The sequence below is a fragment of the Zunongwangia sp. SCSIO 43204 genome (assembly GCF_019904275.1).
Classification (GTDB): domain Bacteria; phylum Bacteroidota; class Bacteroidia; order Flavobacteriales; family Flavobacteriaceae; genus Zunongwangia; species Zunongwangia mangrovi.
On sequence record NZ_CP063204.1, the window covers coordinates 818,785 to 838,101 of the forward strand.

Annotated in this window: 20 protein-coding genes and 1 pseudogene; 14 read left to right on the top strand and 7 right to left on the bottom strand. The window is 36.2% G+C overall.

Annotation, left to right across the window (positions count from 1 at the left end; genetic code table 11):
- Positions 1–2: 2 nt before the first annotated feature.
- The 3 genes from INR75_RS03625 to INR75_RS03635 form a co-directional block, all read right to left on the bottom strand.
- Positions 3–869 carry a DUF58 domain-containing protein gene (locus INR75_RS03625; RefSeq protein ID WP_223090812.1) on the bottom strand — a complete coding sequence of 289 codons (867 nt, stop codon included), beginning with the start codon at positions 867–869 and terminating at the stop codon, positions 3–5.
- A gap of 75 nt (positions 870–944) precedes the next feature.
- Positions 945–1,949 carry a MoxR family ATPase gene (locus INR75_RS03630; RefSeq protein ID WP_092539665.1) on the bottom strand — a complete coding sequence of 335 codons (1,005 nt, stop codon included), beginning with the start codon at positions 1,947–1,949 and terminating at the stop codon, positions 945–947.
- A 366-nt stretch (positions 1,950–2,315) separates the two neighbouring features.
- Positions 2,316–3,122 carry a DUF4382 domain-containing protein gene (locus tag INR75_RS03635; protein ID WP_223090813.1) on the bottom strand — a complete coding sequence of 269 codons (807 nt, stop codon included), beginning with the start codon at positions 3,120–3,122 and terminating at the stop codon, positions 2,316–2,318.
- A 165-nt stretch (positions 3,123–3,287) separates the two neighbouring features.
- Here INR75_RS03635 and INR75_RS03640 point away from each other — a divergent pair, with 165 nt between their 5' ends.
- From INR75_RS03640 to INR75_RS03655, 4 genes are all read left to right on the top strand, one after another.
- Positions 3,288–4,037, top strand: coding sequence for an SDR family NAD(P)-dependent oxidoreductase (locus INR75_RS03640; RefSeq protein ID WP_223090814.1), 750 nt, complete (start codon positions 3,288–3,290; stop codon positions 4,035–4,037).
- A 1-nt stretch (position 4,038) separates the two neighbouring features.
- Entirely contained in the window at positions 4,039–5,175 is a 1,137-nt protein-coding gene (locus INR75_RS03645) for an ATP-binding protein (protein ID WP_223090815.1), read from the top strand.
- 1 nt (position 5,176) lies between these two features.
- The gene (locus INR75_RS03650) at positions 5,177–5,908 is read left to right on the top strand and encodes a metallophosphoesterase (RefSeq protein ID WP_223090816.1); all 732 of its coding nucleotides are present in this window, start codon (positions 5,177–5,179) and stop codon (positions 5,906–5,908) included.
- A gap of 165 nt (positions 5,909–6,073) precedes the next feature.
- A complete protein-coding gene (locus INR75_RS03655) occupies positions 6,074–7,078 on the top strand; it encodes an acyl-ACP desaturase (RefSeq protein WP_223090817.1) in 1,005 nt (334 codons plus the stop codon).
- Positions 7,079–7,145: 67 nt separating this feature from the next.
- Here INR75_RS03655 and INR75_RS03660 read toward each other — a convergent pair whose 3' ends face one another.
- Positions 7,146–7,538: a YkvA family protein gene (locus tag INR75_RS03660; RefSeq protein WP_092539671.1), complete on the bottom strand. Its 393-nt coding sequence runs from the start codon at positions 7,536–7,538 to the stop codon at positions 7,146–7,148.
- Between the two features lie 233 nt (positions 7,539–7,771).
- On the opposite strand from INR75_RS03660, the gene INR75_RS03665 reads away from it, so the two are divergent.
- The 9 genes and pseudogenes from INR75_RS03665 to INR75_RS03700 all read left to right on the top strand — a co-directional run bounded on the left by INR75_RS03665 (position 7,772) and on the right by INR75_RS03700 (position 14,323).
- Entirely contained in the window at positions 7,772–8,986 is a 1,215-nt protein-coding gene (locus INR75_RS03665; protein ID WP_223090818.1) for a S41 family peptidase, read from the top strand.
- A gap of 213 nt (positions 8,987–9,199) precedes the next feature.
- Positions 9,200–10,063: a DUF5694 domain-containing protein gene (locus INR75_RS03670; RefSeq protein WP_223090819.1), complete on the top strand. Its 864-nt coding sequence runs from the start codon at positions 9,200–9,202 to the stop codon at positions 10,061–10,063.
- A 24-nt stretch (positions 10,064–10,087) separates the two neighbouring features.
- Positions 10,088–11,104, top strand: coding sequence for a sensor histidine kinase (locus tag INR75_RS03675; RefSeq protein WP_223090820.1), 1,017 nt, complete (start codon positions 10,088–10,090; stop codon positions 11,102–11,104).
- Positions 11,104–11,490 (top strand): LytTR family DNA-binding domain-containing protein, encoded by a 387-nt coding sequence (locus INR75_RS20375; protein ID WP_255584631.1) that lies wholly within the window; start codon positions 11,104–11,106, stop codon positions 11,488–11,490. The genes INR75_RS03675 and INR75_RS20375 overlap by 1 nt, the downstream gene beginning before the upstream one ends.
- A gap of 53 nt (positions 11,491–11,543) precedes the next feature.
- The gene (locus INR75_RS20380; protein WP_255584632.1) at positions 11,544–11,819 is read left to right on the top strand and encodes a LytTR family DNA-binding domain-containing protein; all 276 of its coding nucleotides are present in this window, start codon (positions 11,544–11,546) and stop codon (positions 11,817–11,819) included.
- Between the two features lie 230 nt (positions 11,820–12,049).
- Positions 12,050–12,439, top strand: a complete 390-nt coding sequence (locus INR75_RS03685; protein WP_223089280.1) for an IS630 transposase-related protein — start codon at positions 12,050–12,052, stop codon at positions 12,437–12,439.
- Positions 12,436–13,302: an IS3 family transposase gene (locus INR75_RS03690; protein WP_223089279.1), complete on the top strand. Its 867-nt coding sequence runs from the start codon at positions 12,436–12,438 to the stop codon at positions 13,300–13,302. The genes INR75_RS03685 and INR75_RS03690 overlap by 4 nt, the downstream gene beginning before the upstream one ends.
- Positions 13,303–13,361: 59 nt before the next feature.
- A pseudogene (locus INR75_RS03695) lies at positions 13,362–13,832 on the top strand (alkylphosphonate utilization protein); the annotation flags it as partial.
- A 32-nt stretch (positions 13,833–13,864) separates the two neighbouring features.
- Positions 13,865–14,323: a DUF3995 domain-containing protein gene (locus INR75_RS03700; protein ID WP_223090821.1), complete on the top strand. Its 459-nt coding sequence runs from the start codon at positions 13,865–13,867 to the stop codon at positions 14,321–14,323.
- A 67-nt stretch (positions 14,324–14,390) separates the two neighbouring features.
- On the opposite strand, the gene INR75_RS03705 is transcribed toward INR75_RS03700, so the two are convergent.
- From INR75_RS03705 to INR75_RS03715, 3 genes are read right to left on the bottom strand one after another with little or no spacing between them, the layout of a single operon-like run.
- Positions 14,391–15,989 (bottom strand): MFS transporter, encoded by a 1,599-nt coding sequence (locus tag INR75_RS03705; RefSeq protein WP_223090822.1) that lies wholly within the window; start codon positions 15,987–15,989, stop codon positions 14,391–14,393.
- Between the two features lie 3 nt (positions 15,990–15,992).
- Positions 15,993–17,054 carry an HlyD family secretion protein gene (locus INR75_RS03710; RefSeq protein ID WP_223090823.1) on the bottom strand — a complete coding sequence of 354 codons (1,062 nt, stop codon included), beginning with the start codon at positions 17,052–17,054 and terminating at the stop codon, positions 15,993–15,995.
- Positions 17,054–18,421 (bottom strand): TolC family protein, encoded by a 1,368-nt coding sequence (locus tag INR75_RS03715; RefSeq protein ID WP_255584633.1) that lies wholly within the window; start codon positions 18,419–18,421, stop codon positions 17,054–17,056. Before INR75_RS03715 ends, INR75_RS03710 begins: the two co-directional genes overlap by 1 nt.
- A 78-nt stretch (positions 18,422–18,499) precedes the next feature.
- On the opposite strand from INR75_RS03715, the gene INR75_RS03720 reads away from it, so the two are divergent.
- Positions 18,500–19,306 (top strand): AraC family transcriptional regulator, encoded by an 807-nt coding sequence (locus INR75_RS03720; RefSeq protein ID WP_223090824.1) that lies wholly within the window; start codon positions 18,500–18,502, stop codon positions 19,304–19,306.
- Positions 19,307–19,317 lie beyond the last annotated feature (11 nt).

A 19,317-nucleotide genomic window follows, 5' to 3' on the forward strand; every position in this document is an offset into this window, starting at 1 on the left:
GCTTAGCCTCTTCTTTTAAAATACCCTAAAAGTTTTTTCACATAACTTTCATCTACCCTGGTATTAATAACTCCTGCTCCACTAAGGGCAAAGCTTTCTTCAAAATATCTTAATCGATCCAGATAATATTCAGTATAACTGCGTCTAACCGCTTTGCTACCTGTATTTACGGTAATATATTCGTTGGTTTCTTCATCCAACATTTGTACCAAACCAATATTAGGAATTTCCTTTTCACGCTGGTCGTATACTCGTATTCCGGTAACATCATGACGATTACCGGTGATCTTAAGCGTTTGCTGATAGTCGTCGCCCATAAAATCTGATAACACAAAAACAATGGCTTTTTTCTTCATCACATTCGATAAATATTTTAAGCCCAATGAAATATCGGTTTTCTTACTTTTTGGCTGAAATTCTAACAATTCTCGTATAATTCTTAGAACATGAGATTTTCCTTTTTTAGGCGGAATATAATTTTCTACCTGGTCTGAAAACATTAGCAAACCAATCTTGTCGTTATTTTGTGTTGCTGAAAATGCCAATGTCGCCGCAATTTCAGTAATCACTTCTTTTTTAAACTGATTTTGAGTTCCAAAAAATTCTGATCCTGAAACATCTACTACCAGCATCATGGTAAGCTCTCGTTCTTCTTCAAAAACTTTAACAAAAGGCTCGCTATAACGTGCTGTAACATTCCAATCGATATTACGAACATCGTCACCAAATTGATATTGGCGCACCTCGCTAAAGGTCATTCCCCTTCCTTTAAAGGTAGAATGATATTCACCGCCAAAGATATGATCACTAAGGCGACGGGTTTTTATTTCGATCTTACGAACTTTCTTAAGTAACTCTTTGGTATCCATATTTTTCAATAAACAAATAACAATAATCAATTATCAAAGCATTTTTGATAATTTACAATTGATAAATGCAAATACCTATGGTACTTCGATCTCGTTAACGATCTTACCAATAATATCTTCAGAAGTTATATTCTCGGCTTCGGCTTCGTAGGTAATTCCTATTCTGTGACGTAAAACATCGTAAACAACAGCTCTAACATCTTCAGGAATCACATATCCTCTTCTCTTGATAAAAGCATAGCATTTTGCTGCTGTTGCCAGGTTAATACTACCACGAGGAGAAGCTCCAAAGTTAATTAGTGGTTTTAGATCTTCTAAGCGATATTTCTCTGGCGTACGTGTAGCGAAAATAATATCAAGAATATATTTCTCGATCTTCTCGTCCATATACACTTCTCGAACCGTTTGTTGGGCTCTTAATATCTGCTCGATACTCACCACTTGATTTACCTTCTCGAAACTACCCCTAAGGTTTGCACGAATAATTAATTGCTCTTCCTCTAATTGTGGATATTTGATCACTGTTTTTAGCATAAAACGGTCTACCTGTGCTTCAGGTAAAGGATAAGTTCCTTCCTGCTCTACCGGGTTTTGCGTTGCCATTACTAAAAACGGCTTATCTAATTTAAAAGTTTCGTCTCCAATGGTTACTTGCTTTTCCTGCATCGCTTCCAGTAAAGCCGACTGTACTTTTGCAGGTGCACGGTTGATCTCATCTGCAAGGACGAAATTAGCGAAAATAGGTCCTTTTTTTATACTGAAGTCATTGATCTTCATATTATAAATAAGCGTACCTACAACATCTGCGGGAAGTAAATCTGGAGTAAACTGCACACGACTAAATGATCCATGCACAGCTTGTGATAAAGTATTAATTGCCAGGGTTTTTGCAAGTCCCGGAACCCCTTCTAAAAGGATATGTCCCTGTCCTAATAAACCTATAAGTAATCGTTCTACCATGTGCTTTTGTCCTACGATAACTTTATTCATTTCTGTAGTTAGCACATCAACGAAAGCACTTTCTCTTTCAATTTTTTCATTTAGACTGGCGATGTCTAAAGAAGATTGATTATCTGTCATTATTCTAATTAGATTTTAAAACGTGAATATACAACCATACAGTGGTCGTAGCAAATTCAATATTATTAAACTTTCGGGTATTCAATAATCTACATTATTTGTTTTAAGCATAAATTTAACGGAATGCACTAAATTCTATTGTGTATCAGTGATTAATATTTTTTAAAACCATAAAAACCAGATTCTTTGCTTTATTGATTTCTATTAAAAATTCTCTCTAAAACCTTGTAAAATCAGCTAAAACCAGACAGAACTAAGCTTTAACTGCGCTTCTTTAAGAAACTTTCTTAAAATCACTAAAATAAAAAAAGGCGCTAATGTAAATATTAGCGCCTTTTTCGATAATCTGTACTTATAACATTTATTTTACTCCAGGAACAAAGTCTCCAAATCTGTAGTTTCATCGTCGTCTACTACAACATTATCTACAGTTAGCTCATCTAATCCAGAGATTGGATCTGCTTCAACAGTGATCTGGTAAGTTCCTTCTGGCACTCCATAAAGCGCAAATTCACCTTCAGCATTCGTATAAGCAGAAATACTATACGAAGCATTTGTTGCCGTTACTAAACTTCTAAACTCTGATGGATGAACTTCTCCAACAATCATCCCGGCATCGTCTTCCGCAGAGATTCTAATTACCGGGCGCAAAGTATAACCACCATTCCCCTGCTCGACAATCGATTTATCTACATCAAAATCCAGCACATAAAAATATTCTTCACCAGGTTCTAATTCCTGGTTAAGGTTTAATTTTAAACCCGATTGCTGTGCACTTGGAGTGGCCAGTGGATATTCTTCACCATTTTGCACGATCGTATTATCATCTCCAAGAATTAAACGAATTTGCCCGGCATATCCGGCTTCAATTTCCTCATCGGCTAATAATTGCGATACTCCGCCGGTAAGCTCAAGTAGGTTGTAAATTCCGGCTTCAGTATCTAAGCTTATCCAAGCTTCGTTTTCGTCGTCCTCGGCTCCAGTTTGTACCTGCACTTCTTCTACATCGATATTTACAGCCTCGTAATCTCCTGGCGCATCGACCATTCTTACAGCTATTCTTGCGTTTCCTTCAGCAGCTCCAGAATCATCGTCATCGCTACAAGAAGTTAATGCCAGTCCTGTAAATACAGCTAGAAATAAGGTCTTAAAATTTAAAAATTGCTTTCTCATAAAAATAGATTTGGTTCATTTAGGCTAAATAACGCATCGTTTTTCAAATCATTTTCGGCTTTAATATAGATTAACGATTTTTAACAAGATTTAAAATCTAATTAATTCATCTAAGCCCTTTACTTGCAAATACTTTAGTACATTAGACTTTAAAAAAATTTAACAATGAAAACTGCACTAATCACCGGCGCAACAAGTGGGATTGGAAAAGAAACAGCCAGAATTTTTGCTGAAGAGGGATTTAATTTAATTATCTGCGGAAGAAGAGAAGGCCGTCTAAACGAATTGAAAGAAGAGCTAGGTAAAAAAACTGAAGTGCTAACCTTAAGTTTTGATGTTCGCGATAAAGATGAAGTTTTTAAAAAGATTGAAAATTTACCTCCAGAATTCTCGAATATCGATATTCTTATAAATAATGCCGGGAACGCACATGGCTTAGATCCAATCCAAGACGGATCTATAGAGGATTGGGATGCAATGATGGATATTAACGTAAAAGGCTTGCTTTATGTAAGCAAAGCGGTAATCCCGGGAATGATCGAAAGAAAATCTGGACATATCATAAACATTGGTTCTACAGCAGGCAAAGAAGTGTATCCTAATGGAAATGTGTATTGTGCCAGCAAACATGCGGTAGATGCGATTAACCAGGGAATGCGTATCGATCTTAACGGCAAAGGAATTCGCGTTGGTGCTATAAACCCCGGACTTGTAGAAACCGAATTTAGTGACGTAAGATTTAAAGGAGATAGCGAGAAAGCAAAAAAAGTATATCAGGGTTTTGAGGCTTTACGTCCAGAAGATATTGCAGATATCATTCGGTTTGTGGTAACACGACCTTACCATGTTAATATTGCAGATCTAATAGTGATGTGTACCGCACAGGCAAGTAGCACTATTGTAGACAAACAATGATATGATCAATAAACGCCTTCTTATTAAAAACCTTTTGGCGCATAATGACGAAAACAGTTTTTATGATAAAAAACTGCAACTTAACATTAGTGAAAAAGAGGGGAAGGCGAAGTTTCTAAAACATATTTGTGCACTGGCAAACTCTAACCCAAAAAACAATTCATACATCGTAATTGGGGTTAGAGATGAGGATAACGAGATTATTGGGATCGATTTTTTTGATGACAGTAAGATTCAAAATCTAATTAATGCCTATCTAAGCAATCCGCCCAAAGTGATGTACGAGAATATTCCGTTTCCTCATCTTCCAGATCATTTGGTGGTTGGACTGGTTACTATTCGCCCGAACAATGGAAAAATATGTTCTCTGCGGAAAAATATATGGAAATATTACGGTGGATCGATCTTTCTTAGGGACGGAAGCATAAGTATGCCCAAAGATTTTGATATTAAAATTGAAAATGAAAATTCTGAAATTGTTGCTTCCATCGAAAAACACGCACAAAATAATATTGAATTAACCTTAAACGGCGTTTTCGATTTTATTAATCACCACAAAAAACTAAATCCTACTTACCAGGTTTTTAAAGAATATTTTGTGGTTTGCTGGGCAGGAAAGAAAAAATATGCAAAAGGCGAACTTTATTTTAGTCGGGTAGATATCGCTTTAATAAACGAACAGGTAAAATTATTTTATTCAGATTTAGATGAAGTAAGTATCACTTCAGATGCTAACAGTTTTAAAATCCTGGAGTATGTTCATCTTGGTGTTCCCAATAGCTATCGTTATTATCCTTTAGAAGAAGTCACTATTCATTTTAAAGATAACGCTACTTACGAGATCCAAAGTGAACTGGTATTCGAGCCACCACAATTCGACAAAAACACACTTTATCATATCTACAATAGCAACAATATGCTTTTAGAGCGTCTAAAAAAATTGCTTCCGCTTACTAAAAACCAGCGAAAGGATGTTAAAAACCTACCATCAACCTATTTGCTTTGTTACCTTAACGGCTTCGGCGAAGCGATGGAAAAACTGGAAGAAGCAAAACCATTCCTAAAAAAGTACAGCAGCGAAGCCTATCATTATTATAAAGAGAGTACACGAATTTTAAGAAAAGTAAAATATAGTTAGCATGGGTAGAACGCTAGCCATTGGCGATATACACGGGGGATTAAAAGCATTAAAACAATTATTACACGATATAGTAAAAATAACTGCAGAAGATACGATCATTTTCCTGGGAGACTATGTAGATGGCTGGAGTGAATCTGCACAAGTGGTTTCTTATTTAATTGAACTTGGCAAAGAATTCGATTGTATTTTTATGCGAGGAAATCATGACGATCTTACGCATCAATACCTAAAAAACGGAACGATGACCGATCGTTGGGTGATGCATGGTGGGCAAAGTAGCATCGATGGCTATGCAAAACTGTCTCCTGAAGAAATAGAGCAACATTTACGTTTCTTTTCTGAAATGCAAAATTATTATGTAGACGACCAAAATCGACTATTTGTGCATGCAGGGTTTACCAATTTACATGGCCCGGAAAGTGAATATTATGACACCGGTTTTTACTGGGATCGCACTTTATGGGAAATGGCGTTGGCATTAGATACCTCTATCGAAGAAACCAGCGATCTTTATCCTAAACGACTACAGATTTTTAAAGAGATTTTTATTGGGCATACGCCCGTTACCAGAATTGGAGAGACTTTCCCGGTAAATAAAGCCAATATTTGGAATGTAGATACCGGTGCTGCTTTTAAAGGAAGTATTTCTGCGCTAGAAGTAAACACCAAGGAAGTTTGGCAAAGCGATCCTGTATACACTTTATATCCAAATGAGAACGGAAGAAATTAAAAGAATACCGCAAAATATTTAGCACTTTGTAATTCAATGTATTTCCCTTTAATTTGCAAACCGTGTATTAGTAGATTAATTACTAGCATGATTATTGCATTTTATATTGCTAACAACTCTGTAAATAAGATAAAAATTCTTAATTTACAGTAACATACAAAAATAATGGCCCTAGAAAACATAAGACTTGAAGTGATGAAAACTATCGAAAGTAAAGTAGATGGTTTTATTGACCAATATCTGATTCCCGTCGATGATATTTGGCAACCAACAGATTTTTTGCCTAATCTACAAGGGGAAGAAGGACTGGAGAACGTTAAACAATTACGTGAGGAAGCAAAAGAATTAGGTTATGATTTTTGGGTGGTACTTGTAGCAGATATGGTTACTGAAGAAGCCCTGCCAACTTACGAAAGCTGGCTTATGGATGTAGAAGGTGTAGACCAGCAACGTCGTGCCGATGGTGAACAAAACCCTTGGTCTAAATGGGTAAGACACTGGACGGGTGAAGAAAATCGTCACGGTGACACATTAAACAAATATCTTTATTTATCGGGTCGTGTAAATATGCGCGAAATAGAAAAAACAACACAGCATTTAATTAATGATGGTTTTGATATTGGTACCGGTAGAGATCCTTATAAAAACTTCGTTTATACCAGTTTCCAGGAATTAGCGACTAATATTTCTCACAAAAGAGTGGGACAACTAGCTAAGAAAAAAGGAAATAAAATGCTGGGAAAAATGTGTAATATCATCGCAGGAGACGAGATGCGCCACTATATGGCCTATCGCGAATTCGTGAAAACTATTTTTGAGCACGATCCTAGCGAAATGATGTTGGCATTTCACGACATGATGAAAAAGAAGATCGTTATGCCAGCGCAGTTTTTGAGAGAAAGTGGTGAAGGTATTGCACAGGCTTTCGAAAATTTCTCGAATGCAGCACAACGTCTTGGCGTTTACACCACTTACGATTATATCGAAATCCTTAAGAAACTAAATGCTTACTGGGAGATCGATAAAATGAGAGCGCTTACCGATGAAGCTGAAAAAGCTCGTGATTATTTAATGAAATTACCAGATAGAATGACGAGAATTGCAGATCGTATTGCAATTCCGCAAGATCAATATACTTTTAAATGGGTAGAAAATAACGGAATTATTTAATTCCGACTAGAAAATAAGAAAGTCCGCTTCGCAGCGGACTTTTATTTTTCTGAACACTTTTTATCTTTTACGATTTCGCATCTTTCCAAACCTTGTAAGCCGCAAGATCTCTCTCGATCAAACTAAGGCAAAAAGCAATTACCGCAGCATCATCTAAATATCCAATTACAGGGATAAAATCTGGAATTAGATCGATTGGCGACAACACATACAATAAAGCAGCACCTACCGCAGCAACAATATTGAACGGAATTTCCCGATATTCGCCACTTGCATAATCACGCACCAAACTAAATAATATCTGCGCATCATCAAAATAACGGCGCAACGCATTCTTATTTTCAAACTTAGATTTTATTTCTTCCTCGTCCTCTAGAACGCGATCTACATCTTCTTCCTTAAAATCTTCCTGTTTCTTTTTATGCTCTTCCTCGATTGTGTCTTTACTGAAAATGCTCATTGTTGATTTTTTAATTGAAGCTCCAAATTAAAAAAATTATAGCAGACGACTATCCAAGTTATCATTGTTTTAAGACTTAACGTAAACTGAAGTTATAGGTTTTTCACAGCTAATTTTAGAATTCGTTTTGAAAATCCCCTGTTTCATCCTGAAAAACCCTGGTTTCGAATTATTTGAAACAATCAAAAGTCAATATTCGATATTTTTAAACTCTATTTTTTAAGTTCATCACTATGGCAATATCGATCAACATCTACAGTATTCTTTTTTCAAAAAACATTCAAAAATCTTTAATTCTGATGCTATTTTTCTTCGGAAGTTTTACCGCTTTTGGACAACATTCAGACTGTAATTGTATTTCAGCATTAGAGGAGATTTCAGCATTAATTCAGCATTCAAAAAGCTATAAAATTCAGATTAAAAAAGAAAATCGAGAACAAGAATTTCAGCAATGGAAAGAAAAAATTATCACTGAAATTAAACAAGATGAGCTTAACGAATACTTTTGTGCCGGGTATTTGCAAAAATATGCCTCATTTATCAAAGATCGGCACAACCAGGTTTTTAAGGTTCCAGAAGATCTTGCTGAAAATATCCCGACCTACAAAAAAGCTATCGACACCACCAAAATTGAAGATGATATCTCCGGAATTTATCACGCCGGTAGAGATCAAATTTTCCTGAAAAAAGAAAGTGATAGTTTATGGTTTGGAATTACTTTAAAATCGGCTTCTGAAGGATGGAAAAAAGGAAAAATAAGGCTAAAAATCAACGAAACCGAAGATGGAAGCTTCGAAATCTTCGAGTTTTTCGCGAACGGAATTCTTTCTTATCAAAATAACATTAAAATCGAAAATGGACGAATTCAGGGTACTTTTTGGAACAAAGTCAATCAATATAATTTTCATGCAAATCACGAACAGACTTTCAATTTCACATCCATAAATACCGACTTTGATTATATAGGTATCAAAACCTTAAGCAGAACCCGAAATTTGATGAAAGAAGCACAGGTTTTTTACGAAGATCATCTTAAAAATCTAACCAAAGAAAACCTGATCATCGATTTAAGAAACAATGGCGGCGGGGCTATAAAACAGGCAGAGCCACTTATAAAATCACTTCAAAAAAACGAGAATATCAAACATATATTTGTAATGATTAATTTTAAAACCGCCAGTGCAGCCGAGCTTGTTGCTCTTCAGCTTAAAAAAGATAAACGAAGTATCATTGCAGGCGAAAATTCTCGCGGAATGCTGGAATATGGCTATGGAAATAAATCTTTTTCAGCAAAAACAGACTGTTTAGGCTTTAATGTTAGTTTTTCAACCAAACATGAAAACAACAATTTACACCAATACGAAACCAAGGGAATCACGCCAGATCTTTACTTGCAAAACACTTCGAATTGGATCGACCAGATCGTGGAATTTAGCAAACTACCTTAGAGCAAACCTAAAAAGCATTTTTTAGAAAATTAGTCCATAATTCGAGGCAATGCTTAGAATTTACAATCTCAATTATCGAGAAAACCAATCAGCTTTGAAAAATTGATTGTATAATTCGCCAATTTCATCCTATAAAGTTGGGGGTTTGTTTTTTCTCAAAAATAAAAAGGAAGAGGCTTTATAGCTTTGAGGCAAATCAAACAACGAACAGTTATGAAAAGTATTCTTATTTCAATTTTAATCAGTTTTATTTCTAGTCAATTATTCTCGCAGAGCGATTTTAAAGATCCAGATGAATTTCTTCGGAAAGGTGAGCAGGTTCCAAAAGTACTTTTGGTGGGGAGTTTTCATTTTAATTATCCAGGGCTTGATGTCCACAAAGCTGCTGAAGATCAGAAAGTCAATATTTACTCTGAAAAACGCCAAAAAGAACTTCAGGAATTATTGGACTACATCAGTAAATTTAAACCCACCAAGATCATGATTGAAACTTATAATTCCTCAAAATTTATAAAAAACTGGAAAGCATACAAGTCAGGAAAAGCTGAACTTTACGCTAGTGAACGAAGCCAAATTGGAATGCGATTGGCAGATCGTTTTGGGCTAGACACAATTTATGGTGTGGATAGTGGGGATCTACTATATAAAACTACACGAACAAAAGAATTCTCCAATACAAATTCGTATCTGGATAGTATTGCAAACCGACATTATTTTGGAGGAGATGATGAGATGATGAAACGCTATAAAAATTTCTATGCCTATAAAGACACTTTAGCGTTTCAAAACAGCTTATTAGAAACATTTAAATACATGAATTCAGATAAGGTTTTAGATCGCGCTTTTGGGGCATACATATCAGGCGGACAGTTTACTTCAGAAGAAATGGAAGGTCCTGATGCACTTTCGATGTTATGGATGAACCGTAATCTTAGAATTTTTAGAAAGGTCCAAAGAATTGAACATACTCCAGATGACCGGATTCTGGTGATCTTTGGGGCAGCCCACGTAGCAATCTTAAACTGGCTTTACGAGTGCACACCAGAATTTGACCTGGTAAAATTCAATGAGCTTTAAGATTTATTAGTTACTTTACCCAATATGACCAAAAAGCAGGAAATCACATATCATATTATTTTTTGGTTGCTCTTTTTTGCAATGGACGTGTTTGCAGAAATTGTGCTTCAGGGTTTTACAAAATTTAATTTGCGCGACCTGGAATTCACAATTTTGCAAGTGAGTTTGTTTTACCTGGTATATAGTTTTATCGCCCCCAAAACGATTCCGCAAAAAAAATGGGGATTGCTGTTCTTAGGGCTCATTTTTAGTTTGCTTTATTTCGCCGGAATACGCTATTTATTAGAAGAAGTGATCTTATACACAATCACCGGTGAGCACAATTATTATCCTAATTCGCGCAAACCGCTATTCTATATTTTTGATAATTCGTACTACGCGATTAGGATATTTTTACTGAGTTTGATCTTTTATTTCGTGAAATATCAGTTCAGTATTAATCAAAAGATTAGTGAGCTGAGTTTAGGAAAAAAACAGGCCGAACTTCAGGTTTTAAAGTCGCAATTGAGTCCGCATTTTTTATTCAACACCCTCAATAGTTTTTATGCTGATGCCTTGGTGGTAGACGAAAAACTTAGTGATGATATTTTAAAATTGTCTGAAATGCTGCGCTATATCACCTATGAGAATGAAGGTGAATACGTGTTACTGAAGGACGAAATTCATTTTATAAATAATTATATTAATCTATTTCAGCGACGATTTTCGAATCAGCTTTTTATAAAAACCAGTTTTCCAGATCAGGTGGGGAGCGAGAAAATCCCAGCTTTACTTTTAATTCATTTTGTAGAAAATGCTTTTAAACACGGCATTTTGAATCAGTCGGAAAAACCTGTAAATATCCTATTGAAAATCGATAAAAATCAGCTTCATTTTAAGGTTGAAAACTATTTTAAATCTCAGGAGAATTATGATGAATCTGGTATTGGGTACAAGAATATCGAGCAGCGCCTCGCTTTGCTTTTCGGCAAAAACTATAGTTTAGAACATTTCAGCAAAGACGATCGTTATTTTGTAAACCTTCAATTTCCTCTAAAATAATGGCAGAAACTATAAAATGTATCATTATCGACGACGAGCCGCCGGCAATTAAAGTGCTGGAAACTTTTGTTGGCAAAATTAAAGGCATAGAACTTATTGCTTCAGCCACCGATGCTCTAGCAGGTTTAGATCTCATAAAAGAACACGAACCTCAGCTGGTTTTTCTGGATATTCAAATGCCCGATCTTACGGGAATTCAACTTTCAAAAATGATCGGCGAAACAACCAATATCGTCTTTACAACGGCTTACGCACAATTTGCTGTAGAAGGATTTCAGGTCAATGCGATAGATTATTTGCTAAAACCTATCGCATTCCCAAGATTTATCGAAGCTGTCGAAAAAGTAAAAAGAAAATTTCTACGGAAATACAACCCGAAATTATAGATTCTGAGGACTATTTTTTCGTAAAGACCGATGGAAAAAATCGCTTTCAAAAAGTGAAGTTAGATGATATTCTTTATGCTGAAAGTATCAAAAATTACGTGGTAATTCATACTGAAAAAGAGCAATTAGTGACTTACAATACTTTGAAAAAGATTCAGCAGAGTTTACCTGAAGAAAACTTCATTAAAATTCATAAATCTTACATCGTAGCCTTGAATAAGATCGAAAAAACCGACAATTTTGAGGTTTGGATAAACAGAAAAGACCTTCCGCTGGGCGACACCTATCGAACCGAATTCTTCAAAAAAATCAATGCTAAAAAGCTCTAATTTTAACAAAGTGTGATATTCCCGCTTATAAGCTAGAATAAAATGTATTTTTGCAGAAATTTTTAGAAAATGAGCGTACTTGAAAAACGATTAACAGACCGTAGTGGCAACAAATGTGAATTATGTGGTTACGAACACGACTTACAGATCTATCAGGTACCGCCAACTTCTGAAGGCGTACTTTCCTGAAATAGGTTGACTAAAAATTAAACCTTTTAGTACTATACCTAATGAAAGAACAAAATCAACACTGTCAAAAAAATTCCTACAAAAAAGTAGGTTACGATCTCAAGCTCCTGATCATTGATCAGATTCAAAATGCACAGATCTCTATCAATCATGCTTCCGATAAATATCAAGTTTCCAGAGCTTCCATCTATTACTGGTTGAAAAAATACAGTACTTTAGAACAAAAGAAACAAGGGATGAGCAAGAAAGATGAAATCAAAAAACTCAAAGAAAAAATAGAGGAACTGGAATTTGTCAAAGACTTCCAACAAGACATTATTGCTGACATGGAACTTATTACAGGTGTTGATATGGCAAAAAAGTCATTGCCCAAAACATTAGCAGACGAGATCGAAAAAAAGAAACTAAACCGTTCAAAAGAAAATGGTTGATCCAATGTTTTGGGATTTCTAAACAAGCTTTTTACAAACGATTAAGATCTCACAAGACCAGACAAGTTCAGCAACAGCTGATCATTCGGCTTATAAAAGAGTACCGAAATAAGTATGGAATGCGTACCGGTGGGATTAAACTCTATAAAGAATTAAAGAATGATATGAACCGACTCGGTATTAAAATAGGAAGAGATAAATTCTATCGTGTAATGCGGATGAATAACCTGCTCGTGCCTAAATTAAAGCGGTTCCATATCACAACCGATTCAAAACATCGATTCTTTAAATACAAGAACCTCGTAAAAGACAAAGTTCCAACCAGGCCGGAACAACTTTGGGTAAGCGATATTACCTATATCAAAACGCAGAACGGACACAGCTACCTGGCATTGGTTACAGATGCCTATTCTAAGCAAATTATGGGTTATAAATTAGCAAGTCATATGAAGACATCAATTTGCGTCGATGCCCTTAGAATGGCCATTAAAAACAGAAAATACAAAAATCAGAAACTCATCCACCACTCAGATCGTGGAATTCAGTACTGCAACCCGCTATATACAGGCTTTGCTGAGGATCATGGAATAGTAATGAGTATGACCGAGAAGTACGATCCATACGAGAACGCCGTGGCTGAGAGAATCAACAGAACGCTTAAATATGAATATGATTTAAAACGAACTATAAAAAATACTAACTTAGCGAAGAAGATGGTCAAAAGAGCTGTTGAGATTTACAACAACAAAAGACCGCATTTTAGCCTCAAGTTGAACACCCCTAACTTTGTTCATTTGAATAGAAATATAGAATATCATTCCTACAAAAGGAATAAACAAAATTTAGAACTATTGACCATTTAATCTGTCGAAAATTGAATCAAAAATGGTCAACCTATTTCAGTATAATACAAGGTACTTTAGACGATTCGATCTATGCTTGTAAGAATTGTGTTGACCAAATCGAAGATCCAGAAAAAGTAGATCCTAATCACTGGCGTTGTTTAAACGAGAGTATGTGGAGCGAACATTTACCGGTGCAAATCGTTGCCTGACGAATGCTGAATCGCTTACGCAGCGAAGGCTGGCCGCAGGATTTATTAGATATGATGTATCTGGATGAAGAAGCTTTAGCCTGGGCAAAATCTACTGAAGAAACCGAAGATGAAGCTGAAAAAATTATCCATAAAGACAGTAACGGAAACATTTTGGCAGATGGCGACTCGGTTGTACTTATCAAAGATCTGGATGTAAAAGGCGCAAATTTTACGGCAAAACGTGGTACAGCTGTTCATCGTATTTCATTGGTTTGGGATAACGCTGAACAAATTGAAGGTCGTGTTGAAGGACAGCATATCGTGATCCTTACCCAATACGTAAAGAAAACCAAGTAATCTTTTCTGAAATTTGCATCAACTGAAAGAAAATGAAAAGCATACTTGCCAGAATATTGACAATTATATTTTTCACTCTTTCAATCATTCATTTTTATTGGGCACTTGGCGGGAAATGGGGTTTCGAAAGCGCAATACCGAGTAACGAACAAGGAATCAAAATTCTCCAACCAAGTACAGTTGATTGTATAGCAATTGGATCATTATTACTGCTTTTTGGCTTTCTTTACTACTTTTCTGAGACATCACTAAAAAACAAATTTTTAGGTTCTATTCGAAAACTTTTACTTTGGATAATACCTATTATTTTTTTGATAAGATCAATAGGTGATTTTAGATTTATTGGCTTTTTCAAGCAAGTTAAAGGAACTGAATTCGCAAATTTGGATAACGTATTTTATTCCCCTTTATGCCTAATCATTGCAGTCATTGGAATATCATATTTAGTAATAAAAACAACCAAAAAAAATAATTCCGGTTTCGATCATTAAGCTTGGGGAGACCTAAAGATCGAAAACCGGAATTTTGAAAATTATTCGGATTTAAAGCACAAAGAACTTAAACGGGAATCAGCTTTGCTCCTATTTTTCTGATGTGGTAATGAAAATGCGGAATTAATGCGATCGCAAGCATTACCAAAACTATAAAGACACTCATATAAATAAAGTAATCTCTAACAAACATCAAATTGGTTTGCTTGGCAACTTCACGACTTAGCAACGCATTTGATGCATTAGGCGATTCAAACAGATTTCCTTCTTGTTGTAAAGCCTGCGAGTATTCAGCAATATGTTGCATTGCAATAGGATTATCGGCTGTTAGATGTTCAGCAAAAGATTGTTGATGCACTTTTTGTTGATGCAAACTCATAAACGAAACTAGTGCCATACTTGCAGTAAACGTAAAAAACCGAAACGCGACACCGGTGACCGATGCGGAAAATCCTATGTTTGGCGGTACGGCGGTCACATAAAACATTACGATCGATAAAATTAAACTTCCGTTACCAAAACCCTGTAAAAATAAAGGCAGCAAAAGATCACTCATTTCAGCCTGATTGGCAAGCACATTTAAACTCAGCAAATGATAAGCTAGCAAGGCACCAAACCCAGTGATCCAAATTAGCCTAATATTCATTTTAGCCAGAATAAATCTAGCGGATAAAGCAGCGCCAACAATAATCCCCACGGCATTGATCAGCATCACATAACCTTGATTATACATATCTAAATTCACACTATTTCCGAAGAAACCATAGAGCGCGCTAGTATCACCTTTTGCAAAATAAAAAGCGATAAGCAATAACATCCCGATCCTAAAATTTCTGGTTTTAAAAACACCAAGATCGATATAAGGCTCTTTCAGTTTTAATTGTCTTATCACAAAAAGCATCGTAAAAAATACAAATGCGATCATACAAAATGTGATTCTTATACTTTTAAACCAGTGATAATATTGACCGTACAATAAAATATAAGCGATCAAGATTAGCGGAGTTGCCAACAATACAAAACTCTTCCAGTCTACATTTTTAAACGGAATTTTCCCTTCTGGACGAAGATCGATCTTTGGCTTCAGCAGAAATAAAAACAATAATAATCCCGGAATCAAAGCATATATCTTTACCAAGAAAATCGTGTTGAAATCATATTCAGTAAACACATAAGCATCTAGGATCTGCGCTAATGGCGCCGTTGCAAATAATGAAGAATACAAGGTTGCGTATCCCAAAACCCGACTACGTTGCGCGTGAAATTGCCTAAAGATCATACTAAAACTTATCCCGATAAAACTTAGCGATAACACACCGCCAAGAAATCGCAGTATCAATAAGACCGCAAAACTACTTGTAGAATATAAAATGAGGTTGATCGCCACGTAAATTAATGCGCATCCCACCAAATATGGCCTCGATGAAAATCGATTAAAAAAATGTTTTTCTATCGGGAAAGCACAAACGATCGCCAGGTAAAAGATCACCACAGACAGACGAACATCGATCGCATCGATCCCGTAATAACTTGCAGCGCTATTGATCCCAGCCATATAAATCCCCAATACCGAAGCAATCGGAAAAAGAAATAAAAAAATGCCTACTAAAATTAACCAATCTGGCACCCAGCTTTTAAAAACATCACTATTTTTTGCACTCGGCATAACTTAAGATTTTGGTACAAAAACCTCAGCATTCATCCCTGCACGAAGTTTTTGCAATTTTGAAGCCTCGTCTGTAAACAGAATTCTTACCGGGAAACGCTGCGTTATCTTTACAAAGTTTCCGGTGGCGTTATTGGTTGGTAACAAAGAAAATTCAGATCCTGTTGCCGGCGAAAGTGATTCTATTTTTCCGTGGAAGGTTTCATCGGGATACGCATCTACCGTGATGGTCGCTTCCTGACCTTCCTGCATTTTCGCGATCTGCGTTTCTTCAAAATTAGCAACGATCCATTTTCCCTGGTTTTGATCTACAATAAAACCAATGGTTTGCCCTTTTTGAACATATTGGCCTTCCTGCAAATTCTTTTTTCCCATATAACCGTCTGAAGGTGCTACGATCACCGAATATTTCATATCCAGTTTTACACGCTCTAAAGTTGATTTTCGCTGCTGAATATTAGCTTTCGCCACCGCGATCTGTGCGTTTACATCTCGGGTTCTTCCCTGCGAAGCATCGTAGGTGTTTTTAATTGCTTCAACATTCGATTTTGCAACTTCTAACCTGGTTTTTACATTTTCGAATTGTTGTTGAGTAACCGCTTCACCTTCTAACAACTTCTTGTAACGGTTAAATTCCTGCTGCTGTTGCCATAATTCGGCTTCTGCAGCACTAATTTTTGCCTCGCTCACACTGGCGTTACTGCTCGCAGTTCCCACATTGCTTTCTAAAACTTTTAGTTGTGCTTCTGCGGAAGCTAAAGCAGCTTCGGCTTCTTGTAGGTTAACATTCGCTTCATCTTTATCTAAAACGATTAGCGTATCGCCTTTCGCTACTTTTTGATGATCGCTATACCTAATTTCCTGAACGTATCCATTAGATCTGCTCAAAATCGGGTTAATATATTCTTTAACCTGCGCATCGTTGGTTTGTTCGTATTTCCAAAAATTGACTAATGCAAACACGCCCCAAATGATAAGCGCCAGCAACACGATTAGTGCAACGATATATGTTGTTTTTACTGCTGCCTTATCTATATTTTCGTATTTCTTAATTTTATCGCTCATTATAATTCGCCTGTTATTTTTAGTAGTTGGTAGTAGTGTAATCTTGCTGAAATTCTATTGTTTACCAATTCGAATTTCGCCTGCAATAATTGCGTATCTGCTTCTAAAAGATCTGTAAGTAAGGAAAGCTGATTGAAATAAGTTTGGTTCACGATTCGGTAACTTTCCTGCGCCTGGTCGATATTCATCTTCGCAATTTCAATTTTCTCCAGGTCTTCCTGTAAATGTTTATAGGAAGCTTTTACGCCTTTTCGAAGCTGATCTTCGGTATTTTGCTGCTCTAATTTTTGACGCTCTACCGCTATTTTTGCAGCTTCTTCTTTGTGTTTATCGTGATACAAAGCTGAAAGATCGTAGGTTAACTGTATCCCGGCAATTCCCAAAAGATATGGAGCTGTTTCGTAAGGATACAACTGAATTTGCGGATACGAATAAGTATAATCTCCAAACAATCCTATTCTTGGTAACTTATCGGCTTTTAATTCTTCTTCCTGAAGTTCGCGCATTTCGATCTGCTTTTCAGCAATTCTGGATCTTGGCGAAACTTCCAGCGCATCATTTACATAATCTCGATAAGTTTGTTCGGCTTTTAGCATATTCACCTGAATGCTATCTACAGGTTTTATAGGCTGTTCATCTTCAAAACCTACCAGAATGTTTAGCGATTGCGTAGCCAACTCTACATTATTTTTCATCTCCAACAAATTGGTTTGCTGTCTTGAAAGCTGAAGTTTTGCACGCAAAAGGTCACTTTTTAAAACTACGCCATTATCATACAATTTCGTGATCTGGTCTAGACGCTTTTCATTTCGCTCAATATTCTGAAGAATTAACTGCTTAAATTCCATCGAACGCTGCATATCTAAATAAGCTTCAGCTACACGGTAATGAATAGCAGACGCGGTTTCTTCTTCCAGATACGTTAATAATTCCTGTCGCGTTTCCGCTTCAGAAATCTGGAGATTAGTTTTATTTCCGTTGTAAATATTGAAATACGCCTGTACTCCGGCGTTATATGTTGTGTGATCTTCTAAATGAATGTATTCGGCATCATTTCTAATTCCATCAACAAAAATTGGGATATTAGAAAGCTGCCCATAACTCCCTTCTACTTCTACGTGCGGTAAACGTTGACGCTTAGCGTCGATTACGTTCTCCTTACCTATTTCTGTATCAAAACCTCTTAACCGAATCTCTTTGCTGTAGGTGTTAGCGCGATTCCAGGCTTCTTCAAGACTTAGCGGAATGCTATCCTGAGTGACCTGTGCGACTGCCAACTGACTAAAATTCAACAAAAAGAGACTTAAAGTAAGTTTTATAATTCTGTCGTTCACTTCTTTAAATTTCATTTTGCAAATTTCTGCCATATCTTCAAGTCTTATTTTCAAAACTTAGACAAATATTTTATAATTTCAGCCAATGTTAATTTCTGAAGTCATCTAGCAATGCATCCATTTTTAGAGAAAGTAAAACGTGATCCTGATAGCTTTTTTGTGCATCACACTAAAATTGAAGAGCAATTGCCAATGCACAGCCACAATAAACACCAAATGAGCTATGTAGAAGGTGGCGTTGCTTTTTTAAATACGCGGAACAAATCCTATTTTTTCCCGGCAAGGCATTTTATCTGGATTCCGGCAGGGCGAGAACACAACGTGATTTCACGGACTTCAGTAAAATTTGTTCGGAATATTTTCTTCCCAAAATGGGTGATCCCGAAAGACCATAAATTACAGGAACGCGGCGGCATTTTTCCCGTCACCGATCTTTTGATGGAAATGATCTATTATACTGAAAAGTGGCGCGGAGATGTTACTCAAAAAGACAAAACTCAGTTAGAATTTTTATTAGCGCTAAAAAATATTGTGTTAGATGCTGCTGAAAATCCTTTGCCCATCGTTTTGCCTACGACCGAAAATGAAACTTTGCGACCTATCTTAAAATACATTCATCAACATATCGATCAGCCATTATATTTAGGTCAGATCGCTGAAGAATTTGGACAAAGTTCTCGCACACTTTCACGTTTGTTTCAGGGAAATATGGAAACTTCATTTTTACAATACGTAAAACTTTCGCGTACCATTAAAAGTATGGAAATGCTCTTGCAAACCGATCTTTCGATCACTGAAATTGCCTACAGCTGCGGTTACAACAGCCTTTCAGCATTTAGTTATGCTTTCCAACAAATCGTGCATCGATCACCAAAAGAGTTTAGGAAACAAACAGAACTTAAAAATAAAACCTCGTAATTTTAGAAAAA

Excerpts from the sequence above, each read along its gene's own strand:
- INR75_RS03720 (WP_223090824.1), top strand. The coding sequence starts at position 18,500 with ATGCATCCATTTTTAGAGAAAGTAAAACGTGATCCTGATAGCTTTTTT.
- INR75_RS03650 (WP_223090816.1), top strand. The coding sequence starts at position 5,177 with ATGGGTAGAACGCTAGCCATTGGCGATATACACGGGGGATTAAAAGCA.
- INR75_RS03670 (WP_223090819.1), top strand. The coding sequence starts at position 9,200 with ATGAAAAGTATTCTTATTTCAATTTTAATCAGTTTTATTTCTAGTCAA.
- INR75_RS03635 (WP_223090813.1), bottom strand. The coding sequence starts at position 3,122 with ATGAGAAAGCAATTTTTAAATTTTAAGACCTTATTTCTAGCTGTATTT.
- INR75_RS03660 (WP_092539671.1), bottom strand. The coding sequence starts at position 7,538 with ATGAGCATTTTCAGTAAAGACACAATCGAGGAAGAGCATAAAAAGAAA.
- INR75_RS03715 (WP_255584633.1), bottom strand. The coding sequence starts at position 18,421 with ATGGCAGAAATTTGCAAAATGAAATTTAAAGAAGTGAACGACAGAATT.
- INR75_RS03665 (WP_223090818.1), top strand. The coding sequence starts at position 7,772 with ATGGCAATATCGATCAACATCTACAGTATTCTTTTTTCAAAAAACATT.
- INR75_RS03705 (WP_223090822.1), bottom strand. The coding sequence starts at position 15,989 with ATGCCGAGTGCAAAAAATAGTGATGTTTTTAAAAGCTGGGTGCCAGAT.
- INR75_RS03675 (WP_223090820.1), top strand. The coding sequence starts at position 10,088 with ATGACCAAAAAGCAGGAAATCACATATCATATTATTTTTTGGTTGCTC.
- INR75_RS03685 (WP_223089280.1), top strand. The coding sequence starts at position 12,050 with ATGAAAGAACAAAATCAACACTGTCAAAAAAATTCCTACAAAAAAGTA.
- INR75_RS03625 (WP_223090812.1), bottom strand. The coding sequence starts at position 869 with ATGGATACCAAAGAGTTACTTAAGAAAGTTCGTAAGATCGAAATAAAA.
- INR75_RS03640 (WP_223090814.1), top strand. The coding sequence starts at position 3,288 with ATGAAAACTGCACTAATCACCGGCGCAACAAGTGGGATTGGAAAAGAA.
- INR75_RS03700 (WP_223090821.1), top strand. The coding sequence starts at position 13,865 with ATGAAAAGCATACTTGCCAGAATATTGACAATTATATTTTTCACTCTT.
- INR75_RS03710 (WP_223090823.1), bottom strand. The coding sequence starts at position 17,054 with ATGAGCGATAAAATTAAGAAATACGAAAATATAGATAAGGCAGCAGTA.
- INR75_RS03630 (WP_092539665.1), bottom strand. The coding sequence starts at position 1,949 with ATGACAGATAATCAATCTTCTTTAGACATCGCCAGTCTAAATGAAAAA.
- INR75_RS03645 (WP_223090815.1), top strand. The coding sequence starts at position 4,039 with ATGATCAATAAACGCCTTCTTATTAAAAACCTTTTGGCGCATAATGAC.
- INR75_RS20375 (WP_255584631.1), top strand. The coding sequence starts at position 11,104 with ATGGCAGAAACTATAAAATGTATCATTATCGACGACGAGCCGCCGGCA.
- INR75_RS03655 (WP_223090817.1), top strand. The coding sequence starts at position 6,074 with ATGGCCCTAGAAAACATAAGACTTGAAGTGATGAAAACTATCGAAAGT.